The organism is Methanosarcina sediminis, from assembly GCF_052056915.1.
Lineage (GTDB): Archaea > Halobacteriota > Methanosarcinia > Methanosarcinales > Methanosarcinaceae > MTP4.
On sequence record NZ_CP195119.1, the window covers coordinates 3960394 to 3976834 of the forward strand.

General features: G+C 45.9%; 15 protein-coding genes. 8 read left to right on the plus strand and 7 right to left on the minus strand.

Translation table 11 applies throughout. The features are described 5' to 3' along the window. Positions 1–320: 320 nt before the first annotated feature. The 4 genes from ACSAZK_RS17385 to ACSAZK_RS17400 all read right to left on the minus strand — a co-directional run bounded on the left by ACSAZK_RS17385 (position 321) and on the right by ACSAZK_RS17400 (position 4559). Entirely contained in the window at positions 321–1391 is a 1071-nt protein-coding gene (locus tag ACSAZK_RS17385) for an AI-2E family transporter (protein WP_440955275.1), read from the minus strand. A gap of 69 nt (positions 1392–1460) precedes the next feature. Then, positions 1461–2759, minus strand: a complete 1299-nt coding sequence (locus ACSAZK_RS17390) for a cation:proton antiporter (protein ID WP_440955276.1) — start codon at positions 2757–2759, stop codon at positions 1461–1463. A 161-nt stretch (positions 2760–2920) separates the two neighbouring features. Then, positions 2921–3832 carry a bile acid:sodium symporter family protein gene (locus ACSAZK_RS17395; RefSeq protein WP_440955277.1) on the minus strand — a complete coding sequence of 304 codons (912 nt, stop codon included), beginning with the start codon at positions 3830–3832 and terminating at the stop codon, positions 2921–2923. A gap of 199 nt (positions 3833–4031) precedes the next feature. Beyond that, a complete protein-coding gene (locus ACSAZK_RS17400) occupies positions 4032–4559 on the minus strand; it encodes an LURP-one-related/scramblase family protein (RefSeq protein ID WP_440955278.1) in 528 nt (175 codons plus the stop codon). A 1019-nt stretch (positions 4560–5578) separates the two neighbouring features. On the opposite strand from ACSAZK_RS17400, the gene ACSAZK_RS17405 reads away from it, so the two are divergent. Continuing rightward, positions 5579–5866 (plus strand): acylphosphatase, encoded by a 288-nt coding sequence (locus ACSAZK_RS17405; protein ID WP_440955279.1) that lies wholly within the window; start codon positions 5579–5581, stop codon positions 5864–5866. Positions 5867–6105: 239 nt separating this feature from the next. Here ACSAZK_RS17405 and ACSAZK_RS17410 read toward each other — a convergent pair whose 3' ends face one another. Together ACSAZK_RS17410 and ACSAZK_RS17415 are read right to left on the minus strand one after the other, a co-directional pair. After that, positions 6106–7119, minus strand: coding sequence for a cation diffusion facilitator family transporter (locus tag ACSAZK_RS17410; protein WP_440955280.1), 1014 nt, complete (start codon positions 7117–7119; stop codon positions 6106–6108). Between the two features lie 496 nt (positions 7120–7615). Beyond that, the gene (locus tag ACSAZK_RS17415; RefSeq protein ID WP_440955281.1) at positions 7616–9145 is read right to left on the minus strand and encodes a sulfatase-like hydrolase/transferase; all 1530 of its coding nucleotides are present in this window, start codon (positions 9143–9145) and stop codon (positions 7616–7618) included. 242 nt (positions 9146–9387) lie between these two features. Between ACSAZK_RS17415 and ACSAZK_RS17420 the strand changes: the two genes are divergently transcribed. Then, the gene (locus tag ACSAZK_RS17420; protein ID WP_440955282.1) at positions 9388–10269 is read left to right on the plus strand and encodes a damage-control phosphatase ARMT1 family protein; all 882 of its coding nucleotides are present in this window, start codon (positions 9388–9390) and stop codon (positions 10267–10269) included. Between the two features lie 78 nt (positions 10270–10347). On the opposite strand, the gene ACSAZK_RS17425 is transcribed toward ACSAZK_RS17420, so the two are convergent. After that, positions 10348–10563, minus strand: a complete 216-nt coding sequence (locus ACSAZK_RS17425; protein ID WP_440955283.1) for a hypothetical protein — start codon at positions 10561–10563, stop codon at positions 10348–10350. 248 nt (positions 10564–10811) lie between these two features. Between ACSAZK_RS17425 and ACSAZK_RS17430 the strand changes: the two genes are divergently transcribed. The 6 genes from ACSAZK_RS17430 (at position 10812) to ACSAZK_RS17455 (ending at position 16067) form a co-directional block, all read left to right on the plus strand. Continuing rightward, the gene (locus ACSAZK_RS17430; RefSeq protein ID WP_048178467.1) at positions 10812–11000 is read left to right on the plus strand and encodes a CooT family nickel-binding protein; all 189 of its coding nucleotides are present in this window, start codon (positions 10812–10814) and stop codon (positions 10998–11000) included. Positions 11001–11653: 653 nt separating this feature from the next. Beyond that, positions 11654–12895, plus strand: a complete 1242-nt coding sequence (locus ACSAZK_RS17435; protein WP_440955284.1) for a hypothetical protein — start codon at positions 11654–11656, stop codon at positions 12893–12895. 389 nt (positions 12896–13284) lie between these two features. Then, on the plus strand, positions 13285–13479 hold the full coding sequence (locus tag ACSAZK_RS17440; RefSeq protein WP_440957056.1) for a DUF4258 domain-containing protein: 195 nt from the start codon (positions 13285–13287) through the stop codon (positions 13477–13479). Continuing rightward, positions 13476–13730 (plus strand): type II toxin-antitoxin system MqsA family antitoxin, encoded by a 255-nt coding sequence (locus ACSAZK_RS17445; RefSeq protein WP_048178469.1) that lies wholly within the window; start codon positions 13476–13478, stop codon positions 13728–13730. The genes ACSAZK_RS17440 and ACSAZK_RS17445 overlap by 4 nt, the downstream gene beginning before the upstream one ends. A gap of 697 nt (positions 13731–14427) precedes the next feature. Further along, positions 14428–15540, plus strand: coding sequence for an IS200/IS605 family element RNA-guided endonuclease TnpB (tnpB, locus tag ACSAZK_RS17450; protein WP_440955285.1), 1113 nt, complete (start codon positions 14428–14430; stop codon positions 15538–15540). Positions 15541–15677: 137 nt separating this feature from the next. Beyond that, positions 15678–16067, plus strand: coding sequence for a DUF4326 domain-containing protein (locus tag ACSAZK_RS17455; protein ID WP_440955286.1), 390 nt, complete (start codon positions 15678–15680; stop codon positions 16065–16067). Positions 16068–16441 lie beyond the last annotated feature (374 nt).

The following is a 16441-nucleotide window of genomic DNA, read 5'->3' on the forward strand; positions in this document are numbered from 1 at the left end:
TATATATGTATAAATCCCAGAATATATATAAATTAACATATATAATTTTGGCATATTCCCTCTTTTTTCGGGTTACCAAATCCCTTTTGTGCAATCGGCTGTTTTTTACTTCATTGGCTGCTTTTTTGTACTCGTGGTTCAGGATATTGCCCTGGATCTTGCTTTGAAAGTCATGCTTTCTTTTTAACAAAGAGAAGGTTTTTAGGGGGATGTATACAGTGGAAACCAGGACCTCTATAAAAACAGGATCTGCATGTCGCCGGTTTCCGGGTCACGGGTCCGGAACAGCAGCAATGAATACGGTGCAGGGTTTCGGGATTTCAGGATTCATTTTCGCCTTTGTTTTCCTCAGCTTTTTCTTCTCCCTTGCTTCTATCCCCGCTTGATTCCATGAGTTTGGCCATCAAGTGTGTCTCCCTGGAACTTTCAAGAATTATCTTTACAACCATCGTAAGAGGTACGGCAATCAGCGCACCTGCGGCTCCCAGTATGAAGGACCAGTAAAACAGGGAAAGGAATACGATTGTCGGAGACAATTTCAGGCCTTTTCCTGCAATAGACGGGAAAAGGACCTCTTCTACGAGGGCATTGATAATGGAGATCCCGGCAAGGACAGCCACCGCCCCTATGGCTCCGTACTTGAACAGGGCAAGTAACATGGGTGGAATAGCAGCAAGATAAAAGCCCAGGTAAGGGATATAGCCAAACAGGAATGTAAGGAGTCCCCAGAGAATAGCAAAATCTATCCTTCCGATAAGGAGCAGTATGGCAGTTCCGATTCCCCCGAGCAGGTTGACCTCAGTCCTCAGGACCATGTAATTTACGACGTTCCTGTTTAGCTGCTTAAAATGCGAAAGGCGGGCCTTTTCATCTTCAACTTCTTTTTGCACCCTTTTTGGTGCACTTGCAGAATCCAGAAGTAAAAATGTTGTCGTGATAAAAATGAGCACAATTGTTGATCCGGCACTTAAGGCTCCTGCAATAATATCCCCTGACACATTGAAAGCAAATGTTGCAAGACTGCGCAGGAGGGATTCCACCGAAACTCCAAATCTGGGCAAATATGCTGAAATACTGTCCAGAAAACTCTGAAACTGAATTTCATAGTCCGGAATCTGGTAACTGAGCTGGACTAAAGAGCTTACGAACAGAATCGCGGTTCCAACAGAAACAATAATGAAAAAAAGGATTACCAGAAGAACGCTAATTTTTCCCGAAACTCCTTTCTTAATGAGCCAGTGAACCAGTGGGAAAAAGATTAGAAAGGCAAAAATAGCAAAAAAAACCGGTATAAGTATATTTGAAATCTCCTTCATACCGAGTGTAAGGAGAACTGCAGCAGTGCTGTAAATCAGAATTTTGGCTGGCGTTGAAATGGTATATGAATTCATATTTATATCCCCCAATCTTCCTTGCCCAATTTTTTTACTGTCTACTCTCGTTTTTCAAATTTTTGTAGATCACTTCCCTGTCATGCTCTCTTCGGGAGCATTAAGCCCCGGACGTACGGGCAGTTCCTTCATTTCTCCCAGTTCCGGGGCGTCCTCCGGCAGTGCAGCTACTATTTTTGAATACCATTCGCCTGCAGGGTTTGCGGAAATCCCGTGGGCAAAGACACTTAAAAGGACAGTGGTGATCACGACCAGGCTTATCGTTTCAAGCCCCGGAAGCCCTTCTGCCTCTTCTATGGCAATGAGCAGCAGGACAACCGATGCCAGGCCCCTCGGGCCGAACCAGCCAAGGAAGAGGACAGTCTGCTGCTGCAGTTTTGCACCTATCAGGGAGATTGCTACAGGGACCATGCGGATGGCTGTCAGGCTCAGCACTGCATAAACGACCTCGTAAAAGCCGACTGCCGGAAGCCTCGTTGCGGCTACTACCCCGAATATAAAGAAAACCGCAAGGCTAAGGATGCTCCCTTCGGCTTCCGTAAAGATGATTTCCTCCTCTTCAACCCTTCTGCCCATGGCTCCGCTGGCCATACCCGCTAAAAAAGCCGCCACGAATCCGCTTCCTCCTATCCCATCAGCCACAAGCCAGGAGATGATAGCCAGGGCCAGAAACTCTATCCTGTGATAAAGCTCTGAGGTCCATCCTGCCCTGGAAGCCCTTCCGGAAAGCCATCCTCCGAGCAGGCCCAGGGCGATTCCCACAACTGCTCCAAACCCTATCTGTTCAAGCGCCAGGGAGAGAAGGGTGCCTACCGGCTGGTTAAGTTCCTCTCCGCTGGCCAGCACAAGGAAGAAGATGAAGAACGGGATTGCTCCCCCGTCATTTAGCCCGCTTTCTATGTTCAGGGCCTGCCTGACCCGGACCGGCACTTTCGGGTTGCTTACGATCGCCTGGCCGAGCCCGGCATCGGTCGGGGCAAGGATAGCGCCAAGGATCGCAGCTTCGGCAAGGGTCAGGTCCGTAAAAATGACCGCAGCAGATGCAGCCCCGAAGAAAATTACAAGGGGTAGCCCCAGGAAAAGGAGGCGGTTTTGCAGTCCCCCCCTCTGGCCAAGGGACCTCAGTTCGATCCTTGAAGCATCGGCGAACAGCGTGAGTACCAGTGCCACCTCAGCTACCGCGAGGACGAAACTGCTTCCTGCCGAAAGTTCGACCAGGTCGAGCCCTTCCGGGCTGAGTAGTATTCCTGCCGCCACAAAAATCATTGGGGCAGTGACAACGGTTTTCGATATTTTTTGGGAGACAAGGCTGTAGATAAAGAGTAGCGCTGCAAAGGCAATGACAAAACTTGTGGCTTCTGATGTCATGGAAATCCTTCTGCATTCGGGAGCTGCCTGTCGCTTTTACTTCATCACCTTTTTTGAGTCACCAGCTGCCTTTTGTACAATCGGGTGTTTTTTGTGTCATCGACTGCTTTTTGTGCTATATGCTGCATTTTACGCTATCAGCTGCTTTCTTGCTTCTCCCATCACCTTTCAGGTGCCGTGGAAGTTTTTCCCTGCTCCGGAGACTCTCCTGCCTCCACTTCCGCGCGTTTGCCAAGTTCCCCTCCTATAAACATCAGCAGTATGAGGCCTGCCAGTGACACCACCAGAATCATGACCATCACGTCAGGGTCCGTGAAATTAAGCGCGGCAATTGCCAGGGCTGCCGAAAGGTTGCGCTGTGCGGTCCCGAGGCCGAGCACGCTCCTGATAGGCCCGGCAGACCCCCCGAGGAGGTAGCCAATAATAAACGAAACAAGCAGGAATAACACCGCTGCAATAACCGCGGTGGTCCCGATAACTCCCAGGAGGTCGGAGAGGTAGACCACAAAGAAAGCCACGAAAAGGACAAGCAGGGAAAGGCTTGTAGCCTGGTTCATCAGAGGCAGGAGCCCGCTTGCCACTTCCTCGTACCTGGCCCGAATGAACAGGGCGATCGCAAGCGGAATGAGCATCAACAGAATAAGGGATCTCGCTATGTCCCAGGGATTTATGGTGACCCCCGTGAGCAGCATTGGCAGGACTATCGGCACGTAAATAATCGTCACCACCATCAGGAGCACCATCAGCCCGACGGAAAATGCAGTATCCCCCTTTGCCACCTGTGCGAGCTTCGGCAGGAAAGGGGCTCCAGCGGCAGTGCCGACAAGGAAAAGGCCAATTGAAAGCCCTTCGGAGAGTGGGAATATCAGCAGTATCCCGAGAGCCAGGAGTGGGACAAGTATGAAATTGGCCGCCAGCGAAAGGAGTACAAGCTTCGTGTCGCGCAGCGGGGCAACTATCTGCGGTACTGTAAGGGAGAAACCCATACCAAGCATGCTGGTAAGCACGAAGATCAGTGTGGCAAGGACACCTATAGTCTCAAGGAAACTCGAAAAAGAGGCAGTTTCAACCATCCTGCCCCCCATTCTTTCCCGTCATCTTTCCAATTATCTATTTTCCCCTCTCTCCTCCCCTCTTTTCCATTATCTATCTCCCCCTCTTTCCTCCTATCTTTTCCATTATCTATCTCCCCCTCTTTCCTCCTATCTTTTCCATTATCTATCTCCCCCTCTTTCCTCCCCTCTTTTCTCTTATTCTTTCAACTCTCTCACTTCAACCGTGAGCCATCTGGTCGACTGCAACCGTAATGGCCAGGATCAGGGCATCATCCTGCCCGGGAGAAACCTCCACCCCGTAGGTATCCCGTATGCGGAACCACTTTTTTGAGACTTCTGCAACTTTTCTTCTCCCTTCCTCAATTTTGTACTCGTGGTCCAGGATGTTTCCCTGGATCTTCATTTCGGACCCGTCCTCGAAATCCACTTTCCAGCGGTCGCGAAGGGGGGTGATCAGGGCTTTTTTGACCGTGGCTACTGTTCCGCCTCCTGCGCCCTGGATGCTCATCGTATCCCTGACCCGGATCAGCTTCTCCTTGAGTTTGTACTTCTCGTTTCCCTGGACATCCTTGATGATCAGGGTGTCACGGACGCGGATAGCTTTGCCGTCAACATAGAACGCCTTCTCCCCGTGTTCGTTTTCGATCCAGTAGTCATCCCCGATGGAAATGAGTTTTTCGCGCATTTTGTAGCGCTGTGTGCTTTCTGCTCCGCGGCCCCTGAGGCCGCCCATTATTCGTCGCATTAAGAATCACTCCCTTTGTTTATTGCATTCCAGGTCCCTTCCCTTGAGGGTCCCCTGATCCTGATATGGAATAAAGGAGGATAATCCAGGTTAGCCTTCTAGCCCGGGAAAAAGCAGTAACACTCAAACATTTTTCCCATTATGGCCCGGACTGACGAGTCCTCGAAGTTTTCCAGACCTATTCCCCCCTTATAAGTGCATAAATATGTATAATATATATTTAAATTGATTTATAATTTTAGTCTCCATGCATGAACTTTTTTCCGGTCATATGGCTTTCCCGCAAATTTAAGTCATATCTTTTTTGAGAGCACTCCGGGACCCTGTAAGCCAAAAACATAAATTAGGCTGTTTTTAAGCAAGCTGTTGCAAAAATCGCCTACTTATATGATTGGATAACTGGAACCTGGTCTGGTTCGAGCTGACGAAGGCACGTTAAAAGAAAAGTGTTTTTAATATATATGCCAGATTATAATATAGGAGGGGGGATTTTTGTGGCTGACATGAGCCGCGATGGTAAGTTCGTTAGATTAGTCTCAGGAATACTGCTAGGAATATTGTTCGCTGTATTGATAATCTGGGTTGTGGGCAAATTAGGAATTGGGGGTTACGGTTTTGGCGCTGCCATTGCTGTGATCTTTTTTGTAGTACTGAGTTTGTTACGGCGGCTATTTTAATGTCCGCGGACAGTTACGTAAAAGGTCCAGGGTGAAAGGCTTTTCTGCTGCCCTAATTGCTTCGATAGCAATCGCAGTAGTTGCCTTGTTAGTCGGCCGGGTAATCAGGCTGGTGGTCTGATCGTTCGGACATGTTTGGATGTAGATGTGGGATTTATCCCGTGCCCAAACATTTAAAACTAAATATGAACGATGTTTGGAAAAACTTAACCAGAGGAAAAACTTAACCTGTTTTCCTTATATTTTGCATCTTTTTCCTTTATCCTGAAAACCAGTTTTTGCCTAATTTTACAAATCGGAATAACCATAGATATATATCATGTTTATTCAAAATAGCCATTTGTGACCTCTGGAAATATTATGCGTGCGGAAATCTATGTTTCAGGAAGGGTGCAACATGTGGGTTTTCGCTGGTTTGCAAGAAACTCTGCAGAACGCCTGGGTGTAAAGTGCAATCCCATGAACCTCAGGGATGGAAGGGTTTTCGTGATTGCCGAGGGGCATCGTGCAGCCATTGAGCTCCTGATAAAAGACCTATGGGAGGGGCCCACGTTCGCCCGTGTAGATAACGTTTATCATACTTTTATGGAGCCCACAGGCAATATGGAAGGGTCTTCGCTTCAGCCTTGAGTTATGATCAACCTGATCCGTGAATTACTTCATCCGGTCCCGGAAACCGTTTTTTGATCCGGGTGTTATATGAGTGCCCTCGCCAGCTTGCCTGGCGGCGCCTCCCCTACATGAATAAAAAAGAAATCTTGAAAAGAGTATTTTGCAGGCTTTATTAGTTTCTTTTTGTGTCCAATCTTGCCGTTTTTTGGTCCACTTTGGATATCCTGTTTTTGCTGAATTCCATATGTATATTTTCGTTACCTGTTTTCATTCGGGTTCCTTTCTTCGGACCCCCACTCTTCAGGCCTGGTTTCCGCTTCTTTTCTCAGGCATACGCCGGTTTTTCCGGGGTGGACGGGAGGCTCGGGGATATCGGGTTCGGCTTTTACAAGGACGTAGGTGTAGGGTCCGAAGGCTTTTTTCAGGGAGTGTTCGACGTGGAGGGCAATCCTGTCCGCTTCGCCGACGTTCAGGCCGCTGTCCACCTTTATGTGGACGTCCACGGCGATGTTGCTCCCGATCTTCCGGGTTTTCATGTTCGAATGAGCCCGGACCCCTTCGGTGTTCAGGATGATTTCCCGGACCTCCGCGTTTGTTTTTTCGTCAAGGGAGGCTTCGATAAGTTCGTTTACGCTGCTGCAGGAAATCTTCAGGGCAACTTTGAATATGAAGAGGCTCAGGAAAACCGCCATCAAAGGGTCGAGGACCGTCCACCTGCCGCCAAGGAAAATAGCGGCTCCGACTCCTATCATGGTACAGACCGAGGAGAGGGCGTCCGAGCGGTGGTGCCAGGCGTTTGCGGTCAGCGCCATGCTATTGATTTTCCTTGCATGGCGGATTGTGTAATGGTACATCAGTTCCTTGGAGAGGATGGAAAGAACAGCGGCATACAGTGCTATCAGGGCTGGCTGCTGGAGGGTCTCCCCATTTATGACAAGCAGGCTTTTCCGGAGCCCGTAAAGAAAAGTTTCCCCTGCGACTACAAAAAGCATGATCCCGACGAGGCTTGCAGAGAGGGTCTCGACCTTCCCGTGCCCGTAGTTATGGGTCCTGTCCACAGGCTTCCTGGCAATCTCGAAGCCCAGGATCACCACCAGGTCGGTCAGGAAATCGGAAAGGGAATGGACGGCGTCTGCAACCATCGCCGCGCTGTTTCCCAGAATTCCTGCAAACAGCTTAAATATAGTTAGCCCCAGGTTCACGAACAGCCCTGCGCCCGTTACCCGTACTGCCTGTTCGAAACGCTCATCCTGGTCCATATTCCGGATCACTTCCTACTTCCACTGCCGTGGAGCCCCCGAAAAGTTTCCTCTTCGTTTCTGGTCCGGGCCCATCTCGCCCTTAATCACGCAAAATTGGGGGTTCCGGCTTCCACCGGGGGTTTGTGGCCTGAAGCCAGCTCAATATACAAACATTAAATATGTTGTTATATATATTAAAATAGTACCTCTTGATTTTTTATTATTAGTCTGGTGAGGTCAACTACCCCTATCTCATTCAAATTTTATAAGACATTACTTAAATGGATTTTGATGTTTTCCAGGCCCACAGGGGTTTTTTAAATTTTTTTAAGGTTTTTTAAGGATCATTTCAGCTTTTCAGGCCCTCCCAACCCTTTCAGCTCTCTCAGCCCTTCCAACCCTTTCAGCTCTCTCAGCCCTTCCAGCCTCCTGAGGTCTATCCTGACTTTTAGCCTTCATTCAGATCTCAGGGCTTTAATCAGTATTCTTCAGATCTTTCAGGGTTTTTTCAGCCTTCATTCAGATCTCAGGGCTTTTTCAGAATTTTTCCAATAATTACCAGCCCGGTCAGATTTATCATCCCTATCAGGAAATAGCCTATAAGTTGCCTGAAACCTATTCCAAATATTCCATTGTTTCCCGTGCCGGAACCACTCCCAATCCGGGCTTCGCTGGCGGTGGCGCTCTCTATTCCGGAACCATCGTTGGCTCCGGGTTTCAGTACAAGGTCCCTGAATTCGATAACAGAGTTGGTTTCCAGAAACAGCTCTTCTTCTTTTTCTTCCGGACCGTTTTCGCCTTTGAAGGTGGCCTTTACAGTGTAAGTGCAGGCGGGCTCAAGGCCCAGGAAAAGAAACTCGTCGTCATTTTCCGGGGAAGCGATAGGTTTCCCGGCTTTCAGGAGTTCCACGGAACCTTCCCCGGGCAGTTTTACCTCCAGGTTCACGTAGCTTTTGAGCACAATCTGCTCCCCGTCGGCAAAGCGGGGCTTTCCGGGGACGTTCAGGACTCCCAGCAGCGTAGGGGCCGCATCTTCCTGCCCGAATTCCCCTTTTATCACTCCTGTTTCCACATCAGGAGCCCGGACTATCAGGGGAACCAGCTGGGCTTCATCGGATACGGAGTATTTTTCGCCCTGGTGCCCTCCCCTGGAATCGTCCGTGGGAAAAGCCATCCCGTGGTCGGCGGTCAGGATGAATGCGATATCGTTCCTCTTGCAGAGTTCGTAGAGGGGCATAAGATCGGCGTCCAGGTTTTCGATACAGTCCAGGTATCCGTAGTTGCCGCGGTAGTGCCCGCTCATGTCCACGGCTCCCACGTTGACCGTGAGCAGGTATTTCTGTCCGGGATATTCCCTGGCCATGTATTCCACAAGGGCATAGGCCGTATCGATGCCCCACCTGTTGTACCCGCTGTACCTTTCCCCTGCCTCTTTCGAGCTCACATAGCCGGGAGCCCCGGCTGCCTTTTCTTCCATAAGCTTAAGCAGCCCGGGCGGGACTTTCGAAGGGCCGGGGTTGTGTTCGTAGCTCTCAAGGGTGGGCGCCAGTTTACTAATTGAGTTTTTTTCGTCTCTCAGGATGGCGTCATGCTCGGCGCAGATTGACCAGGAATCCCCCTTTTCCATCACCCCTATGCAGAGGTAGCCCTGCTCATGCAAAACATCAAAAAGGGTGGCGTCCCTGAAGCTAACCATCTCACTGTCCGCCCCGGGGTTCCCCGTAACCAGGACCGAATGTCCACCTCCCGTAAAGGTCTGTGGGACGCGGAGTTCCAGGACTTTTGCGCTCTCTTTGCTGATTTCGGGAATTGCTTCAAGCCTGGCTCTTTCAAGGGGACTGCCGTCCAGGGCGTAAGGGGTCAGTTCGGGATATACGAAAGGAGCGCTCATGCCGTCTGCGATAAAGAGTACGGCGCCGTTAGGGGTCTGCACCGGGCTTATTTCCACTTCGGTAAGGGCGAAGGCCGGGCAGGGAAATATTGCGAAAAAAACAGAGGCAGCTGCAAAAAGGATTGCCGCTGAAAGGAGGCGGTGTTTCGGGATTCCTTGTTTCATTATAAATTAATTTAGGTGCCATGTATAAAGAATTTGCTTTTGCACCTTTTTTTATTCATCCGGGATAAATAATTGGTTCCGGTTAGAATAATGGGTTTTGCTGCGTATTCTCCCTGATTTGGGTATCTTTTTAAAGGTTTAACTTTCTTTAGTTTGCGTAGCTTCATATTACATTTCTAACAAATATACATGAACATCCCGGAAAAATCTATACTTCTAATAAAAAAACAGGTAATGTTCCCATGAAGATAAGCCCTCGATGTACCTACTGTATGCTTTCCAGAGTGCACTTCCAGTCCAAGCTGTCTACGGATGATGAAGACCTTATAAACAAAACAATTCGTGAGTGTCTCTGCGTTCTGAATGATAACTACAGTCCTGATGCCGTTTCTTCCGTTGTTGCCACCAAAGTCCACAGGAAATGTTATGAAGTCCTGGGGGACAACGACCCTTATGCCGTTACCAAGAAACTGATCAACCAGGCTGCGGAAAAAGTCCTGCCCTTCGCAAGGGAGAAAATTTACGAAGGAAACCCCGATGATGCGGAAATTTTCAAGCGGGCCGTGCTTGCTTCCGTTATTGCGAACTACTTTGACTTCGGGATCATGGGCTTTGATGCCAGCGAGGACAAGTTTGAGGCTGCCTTCCAGAAATACTTCGAGCAAGGGCTCGATGTGGACGAGACCCGGAAGATGCTCGGGCTAATGGAAGACGTTGTCTATATTGCCGACAACTGCGGGGAGATCCTCTTTGACATCTTCGTTTTTGACATCATCAAAAAGCTCGGCGGAAAAATCACCCTCGTGGTCCGTGGTGGTCCGATCCTTACCGACGTGACCATGGAAGATGTCCGGGAATACGAGATCGATAAGAAGGTAGACAGGGTCCTTACCACCGGGTCCAACGCTATCGGTGTCCTTGTTGAGGAAGCTCCCAATGAGTTACTGGAGGCCATGAAAAACGCAACCCTCATCATCAGCAAGGGCATGGCAAACTACGAGACCCTCTCCGAACATAACTTCGGGCCCATTGCCTACCTCCTCCTCACGAAATGCGAATGTGTCGCGGACTCCCTGGACGTGGAAGAAGGCCTGTCCGTTGCAAAACTGATGAACTGCCCGTGACCTTCGGGATGCGGCTTTAACTTTCCTGCTGCAGCCTGGCCTGCAGCAACCATATTTTTTCGCTGGCAAACCAACAGTTCATATTCTGCAAATCATCCTCCCGCTTATCCTGCCAATCCCCCCGCTTATCCTGCTGACCATTCTGCCAATTATCCTGCTGACCATCCTGTCAATCATCCTGCCAATTATCCTGCTGACCATTCTGCCAATTATCTTGCTGACCATCCTGTCAATCATCCTGCCAATTATCCTGCTGATTATCCAGTCGGTCATCCTGTCGATTTTTTCCGGCATCTTTTTATTGTTCCGGGTTTCTAAATATATACAGTTAATATAATGTAAAAATGAAATTGTAACTTAAACAAAACGCAACTTAAACAAAACGCAACTTAAACAAAACGCAACTTAAACAAAACGCAACTTAAACAAAACGCAACTTAAACAAAACGCAACTTAAACAAAAAGTAACTTAAACAAAACGTAACTTAAACAAAACGTAAGTAAAAAAGCGCAAATAAATGAAGTAAAGGGAGAACTGTAAAATGTGTGAACTGAACGTCATTATGCTTCGTGGAGAAGAACGCGAACAGGTTATGGAATCCGTAGCAAAAATAGTGGTTGAAGGCGACTCAATTGAGCTTACCGGGATTCTCGGGGAGAGGATGACGGTTACGGGTTCAATCAAAGAAATTAACTTTTCTAGCGGAGAAGCCCTGCTTCTGGCAAAGTGAAACCGGATTCCCTGAAGAAAAACGAAGTTTTTGAGCTGAATTCCAGAGTCCCGGAATTCTCATTTCCTGTTTTTTCACGGGCTTAAAAGAAACGAAGTTTTTGAGCTGAATTCCAGAGCCCCGGAATTCTCATTTCCTGTTTTTTACGGGGTTAAAAGAAAGCATCGTCAGAAGCAAAAGGAAAAATCAGACAAAGGAATTTGAGCGATGCAGGCCGATCTATGGGGAAGAGAACGCCGTAACAATCGACCGTACCACGAAATGGGGCAGCCCTTTGCAATAGGCAAGGACGGGACCGGGGAAGATTCGAGTATATGTAAACGTTATCAAAGGTTTTCAGAATCAATTGTTCATTGAAACATATTTATAGTTCCGAACGTAAATATTTACAATTACTTTATAACCACGAAAGATACAGAAAGCATGGAAGGACTGTGAACCTATTTCCTTATTTCTGTGTTTTCCGTGCTTTTTGTGCTTTCTGTGGCTAAACTATCACTTGAGATTGGGGGGAATTTGGGTCATTGACTATAATTGGCAGCTCATTTGCAAATGCCTTAAATGTAAAGTATTTTCTAAGCTCACTTTATTCGAAAATAATGTAAATTTACATAAAAAATAATCTCAAAGAAAATAATATCAGGAGATCTGTTATGCGATTTCCCAATAGAATTTCCGGGATTAAATTTGCAGGATTATTAGCCATTATTATTTTAGTTGCTTCGACTCTGGGGTGTACGAGTTCAGATTCGGATAAGAACAATTCAAGCTCCAGTCCAAATGTAGAGGTGATAGCTCCAACACCTGAATCGGATAAGAGCAATTCAAGCTCCAGTCCAAATGCAGAGGTGATAGCTCCAGCACCCGAAGCAAGTATTACGTTTGTTACTACCGGGTCATCATTTTCACCAATTATCACAGTTACGGGTAATCCTGAAATTAAATGGGTATTTGGTGATGGTTCAACATCTGATTCTCCGGCTCCTACTGTAAATTTTGCTTCAGAGGGGACAAGATCAAACACTCTGGTAGTAACACCATGGAGTGCAGTAACTAAGATCAATATAGGTTATGACGGTTCGGATGGGGGAGTAACTCCAGGTCCCGGTACAATAGAAAGTTTGGAACAACAGAATGTAATAGCTGTTACCGGTTTGGAAAATGTTGCACCGTACCTCCAGGTATGGGCTTCGAGTTATAATCCGATAGCTGAGCTGGATTTCAGTAACTTCACGGAACTGCATACGATTGAGTGTTTTTATTGTATATCATTGACCAGCATCAGGCTCAGTAACGTTCCATCTCTGACCAGGCTTTGCCTCGAAAGATGCAAAATATCTTATCTTGACCTATCAGAGGCTCCTGCCCTGGCTGACCTTCGCGGAGCATCCCAGAGAAGTTCAACATATACAATAAATTGGGGTACTACAGGGGCTAATACATGGCATGTATGTGTTGGGGCTAACCCACGTATGACCGGCGCATTACCATCCGGCCAGTTCCCGGTCCTGGAAGATTATTTTGTTTGGAACGGGAATCAAAGCGGGACTCTACACCTGGATTCCAAAGATTTATACAAAGTCCGGGCATACGACAACCATTATAGTGCCGCTGATTTATCCGGGTGTTTCCCTGCTGGTAGAAGAGCTGTTGTGCAAATTTATAATAATGAACTCACAAGTCTGGATATTTCCGATGACCCCGGTTTAATACATTTAAATGCCAGCCGTAATTCACTGGACCAAACAGCAGTAGACGGGGTACTCCAAACACTGGATTCTTATAATACTCATCATGGGTACCTGGATCTAACCGGAAATGCCGCACCCTCAACTACAGGAATAGCCCATGCAAATAACTTAACTGCCAGGGGATGGGAGGTCCAGAGTTCATGAAAAATCCCCAGGGTGCAAATTTATGCGCTTAGGAATGAGTCAAATATAATATCAAAGATTCCAAAATTTGAGAATAAACCACAGATGAACACAGATGAACACGGATGGTTTTAAATCTGTGTCTATCCGTGTCCATCCGTGGTTCTTTAATGGGATACTCATTAATGGAGTAATTCCTTATCTGAAAATCTGAAGTTATATTTTCACCATTCCTTAGAATTTTAGAACCAGGGTTATAAGTTTATTATTAGGTTCATGATGGGGTAGAAATGAGTGTCAGCCATGGTAAATTAAAGTATTTTCTTGAAGAAGACGCTTTCATTGTTTCAAACCATGCTCGAAGCCGCATGTTTCAAAGGAACATCTCAACTTAAAGCATAAAAGAGGTTATACTTCAGGGGCAGATTATTGAGGAATACCCTGAAGACGAGCCATGTCCATCAGCTTTGTTTTTTGCGTATTCTGAGGGTAGACCCTGCCATGTTGTGGTAGCAGAATGTGAAGACCATATAAGAATAATCACGGTGTACATCCCGGAAAAAAATAAACGGATAGACCATGTATTAAGGAGGGATCAAAAATGAAACCTGACAGGTGCAGTTTTTGTAAAGGTAAACTCGTCGAAGGTAAAACCGAGTTTGTGGCAAAAGTTGGAGAGCAGTTCATTGCCATTAAAGATGTTTCCGCCTATGTCTGTGAAAACTGCGGAGAAGCCTACTATACTCCGGAAGTTTCAAGAAAAATAGACGTGGTCATGAAAAAATTTCACGAGTCCAAACTACTCTTGCATCCCGTAGCCGCCGGAGAACTGAGCTTTGACGAGATTGTTGCATAATTTTTTCCAATCGTTATTCCTTTTTTGCCGATCACTTTTTCTTTTCCCCGCCCGGCCCTGCCTGATTTTTTGCAACAATCAGTTTTGACTCTCTGGAGCCTGTTTAGGAATGGTGAAAATATAACTTCAGATTTTCAGATCAGGAGTGCTCTATGGGTTTCCCGTTAAAGAACCACGGATGGACACGGATAGACACAGATTTTAAGCCATCCGTGTTCATCTGTGTTCATCCGTGGTTTATTCTCAAATTTTGAAATCCTTGATATTATATGTGACTCATTCCTTAATGATTTTTGGAGCTTGATTTCTGGGGGCTGTTTCGTTCCGCCCGCTTCCTCGCTCAACCTGACTAAGATAACTCTTTTTATATATTTTCCGGGCGGCTCCTCCTACCCTCCCTCCCGGCTCCTCCTTTTTCGTGGATCACTTTCTCGTCCCTCCCCTCCGCCCTTCTCTGCCTTATTTTTCGCAACAATCAGTCTTGACTCAGCTTTCGACCCCACTTTCAAAAATAGGTCATTTTTGAGACGATTGAATAAATGTGAGTATCAAAACTACAGTTTATGTTTTATCTTTAAAAGCAGAAGACTCCTTCCTCGACAGCCGAAGGCTGGCAGGTGGGAGATGAATGCGTAAACTTCAATACATTTCTTTAGCAACGTCTATATGTACTGCTTATAATATATAAATGGATTGTATGTTGAAAGCCTACAAATACCGATTAATTCCCAATAAAGAACAAAGGGAAATGATAAATAAACATATCGGAGGATGTAGGTTTGTATATAATTGGGCTTTAGAAACTAAAATAAAGTACTATCAAGAAGCTAATCAAAAACTATCTGCCTATGATCTTAATTATATGCTTACAGAACTTAAAAATGAAAATGAGTGGTTAAAGGATGTATATTCTCAATCCTTACAACAGGCAAACAAAAATATGGAATCTGCTTTTACTAAGTTTTTTAGGGAAAAAGCAGGATTTCCTAAGTTCAAGTCTAAAAAAAATCCTGTTCAATCTTTCCAAATCCCACAACATTACAAAGTTAACTTCGATAAAAATATAATAAAACTTCCTAAAATTGGGGAACTAAAAGCAGTCTTGCATAGGGCTTTTGAAGGCAAATTAAAAACGGCAACATTATCCCGAACTTCAACAGGAAAATATTTCATTAGTATTCTTGTGGATGATGGAAAAGAAGTTCCCGAAAAGCCAAAATTCACAGAACAAAGTACTATCGGGGTTGATGTTGGAATTAAGGATTTTGCTGTTTTGTCCAATGGGGAAAAAATTGATAATCCCAAGTACCTTAAAAAATCCTTAAAACGTCTTAAAGTGGTTCAAAAGCAAGTAAGCAAGAAAGTTAAAGGCTCCAATAACCGGAAAAAAGCAATAAAAAGACTTGCCAAAATCCATGAAAAGGTAACAAATCAAAGAACTGATTTTCAGCACAAAGTTTCATCAAGATTAATCAGCGAGAACCAAGCCATAGCGTTTGAAACTCTGAAAGTCAAGAACATGGTAAAAAATCACAGTCTTGCACAGGCTATAAATGATGCTTCATGGTCAAGCTTCATTACAAAAATGGAGTATAAAGCCGAATGGTACGGAAAAACTATTCTGAGAATTGGACAATTTGAACCATCAACAAAGTTGTGTAATGTTTGCGGCTATCATAATAAGGACATAACTCTAGAAATAAGGGAATGGGTTTGCCCTGAATGTAAAACAAAACATGATAGGGACATAAACGCCGCTATAAACATTAAAAAGTTTGCTTTGCAAGATCAAAATTTGATAGTCATATAATCCCTATGGAACGTGGGGTTAAGCTTGTGGATTCGTCTAGGTTGCTAGGGGAAATGAAGCAAGAAGCCCCTTCCTCAGCTCCGAAGGAGACAGGGAGGGGTAGTTCACAGAAACCGTAAACTTTACTCGTAGATAACATGGCTGAAGTCAAAGAAACCCTCGTCCGAAGCAAAAGGAAAAACCAGACAAAGGAACTTGAGCGCTGCAAGTCGATCTATGGGGAAGAAAACGCCGTCACAATCGACCGTACAACGAAATGGGGCAGCCCCTTTGCAATCGGCAAGGACGGGACCAGGGAAGAAGTAATGCAAAAGCACCAGGCCTACCTGAGAAAGAGGCCGGACCTCCTGAGGGCAATCCCCGGGGAACTGTCAGGCAAAGTTCTCGTCTGCTGGTGCTGGCCTGACCCATGCCATGGGGACATCCTGGCATATCTGGCTAACAACCCGGAAAAGATCGAAGAATTCAGGCAGGGGAAAAATCCGATGAAGGGGAAGGTCCAGACGACTTTTGGGAGTTTTGAATGAACGTTTTTTGGAGCCTTATATTTGTGAGTTACTCTCTCATTTTGTATGAGGATTTCAGTTTGACTCATGGAACTAGTTAAAATTTAGGCTATAAAGTAGGTCAATATATTGGCAAAATTAAATAAATAATTATAAATAATGATAACTTATTAACTACTATATAAAATTTGAAATCATACCCATCACTTAGACGATAGCGTCGGAAAAGTCCATAATTTCCTAAAATTTGCCCAATTTGATTATTGCACATAAATTTAATAATTCCGCATGATGTCTATCAACTTATTTAAATTTCAATGACTGTATGCGATAAGTTATGGATTTCAGACTTTCCGACGCTCTCTAGACAAATGGGGGGTTCATTATAACACCCA

What these genes read in the sequence shown, in the direction of transcription:
- ACSAZK_RS17390 (WP_440955276.1), bottom strand. Translation starts at nt 2,759, where the DNA reads ATGACATCAGAAGCCACAAGTTTTGTCATTGCCTTTGCAGCGCTACTC.
- ACSAZK_RS17435 (WP_440955284.1), top strand. Translation starts at nt 11,654, where the DNA reads ATGCGATTTCCCAATAGAATTTCCGGGATTAAATTTGCAGGATTATTA.
- tnpB (WP_440955285.1), top strand. Translation starts at nt 14,428, where the DNA reads ATGTTGAAAGCCTACAAATACCGATTAATTCCCAATAAAGAACAAAGG.
- ACSAZK_RS17425 (WP_440955283.1), bottom strand. Translation starts at nt 10,563, where the DNA reads ATGCCGGAAAAAATCGACAGGATGACCGACTGGATAATCAGCAGGATA.
- ACSAZK_RS17430 (WP_048178467.1), top strand. Translation starts at nt 10,812, where the DNA reads ATGTGTGAACTGAACGTCATTATGCTTCGTGGAGAAGAACGCGAACAG.
- ACSAZK_RS17415 (WP_440955281.1), bottom strand. Translation starts at nt 9,145, where the DNA reads ATGAAACAAGGAATCCCGAAACACCGCCTCCTTTCAGCGGCAATCCTT.
- ACSAZK_RS17395 (WP_440955277.1), bottom strand. Translation starts at nt 3,832, where the DNA reads ATGGTTGAAACTGCCTCTTTTTCGAGTTTCCTTGAGACTATAGGTGTC.
- ACSAZK_RS17420 (WP_440955282.1), top strand. Translation starts at nt 9,388, where the DNA reads ATGAAGATAAGCCCTCGATGTACCTACTGTATGCTTTCCAGAGTGCAC.
- ACSAZK_RS17385 (WP_440955275.1), bottom strand. Translation starts at nt 1,391, where the DNA reads ATGAATTCATATACCATTTCAACGCCAGCCAAAATTCTGATTTACAGC.
- ACSAZK_RS17455 (WP_440955286.1), top strand. Translation starts at nt 15,678, where the DNA reads ATGGCTGAAGTCAAAGAAACCCTCGTCCGAAGCAAAAGGAAAAACCAG.
- ACSAZK_RS17445 (WP_048178469.1), top strand. Translation starts at nt 13,476, where the DNA reads ATGAAACCTGACAGGTGCAGTTTTTGTAAAGGTAAACTCGTCGAAGGT.
- ACSAZK_RS17400 (WP_440955278.1), bottom strand. Translation starts at nt 4,559, where the DNA reads ATGCGACGAATAATGGGCGGCCTCAGGGGCCGCGGAGCAGAAAGCACA.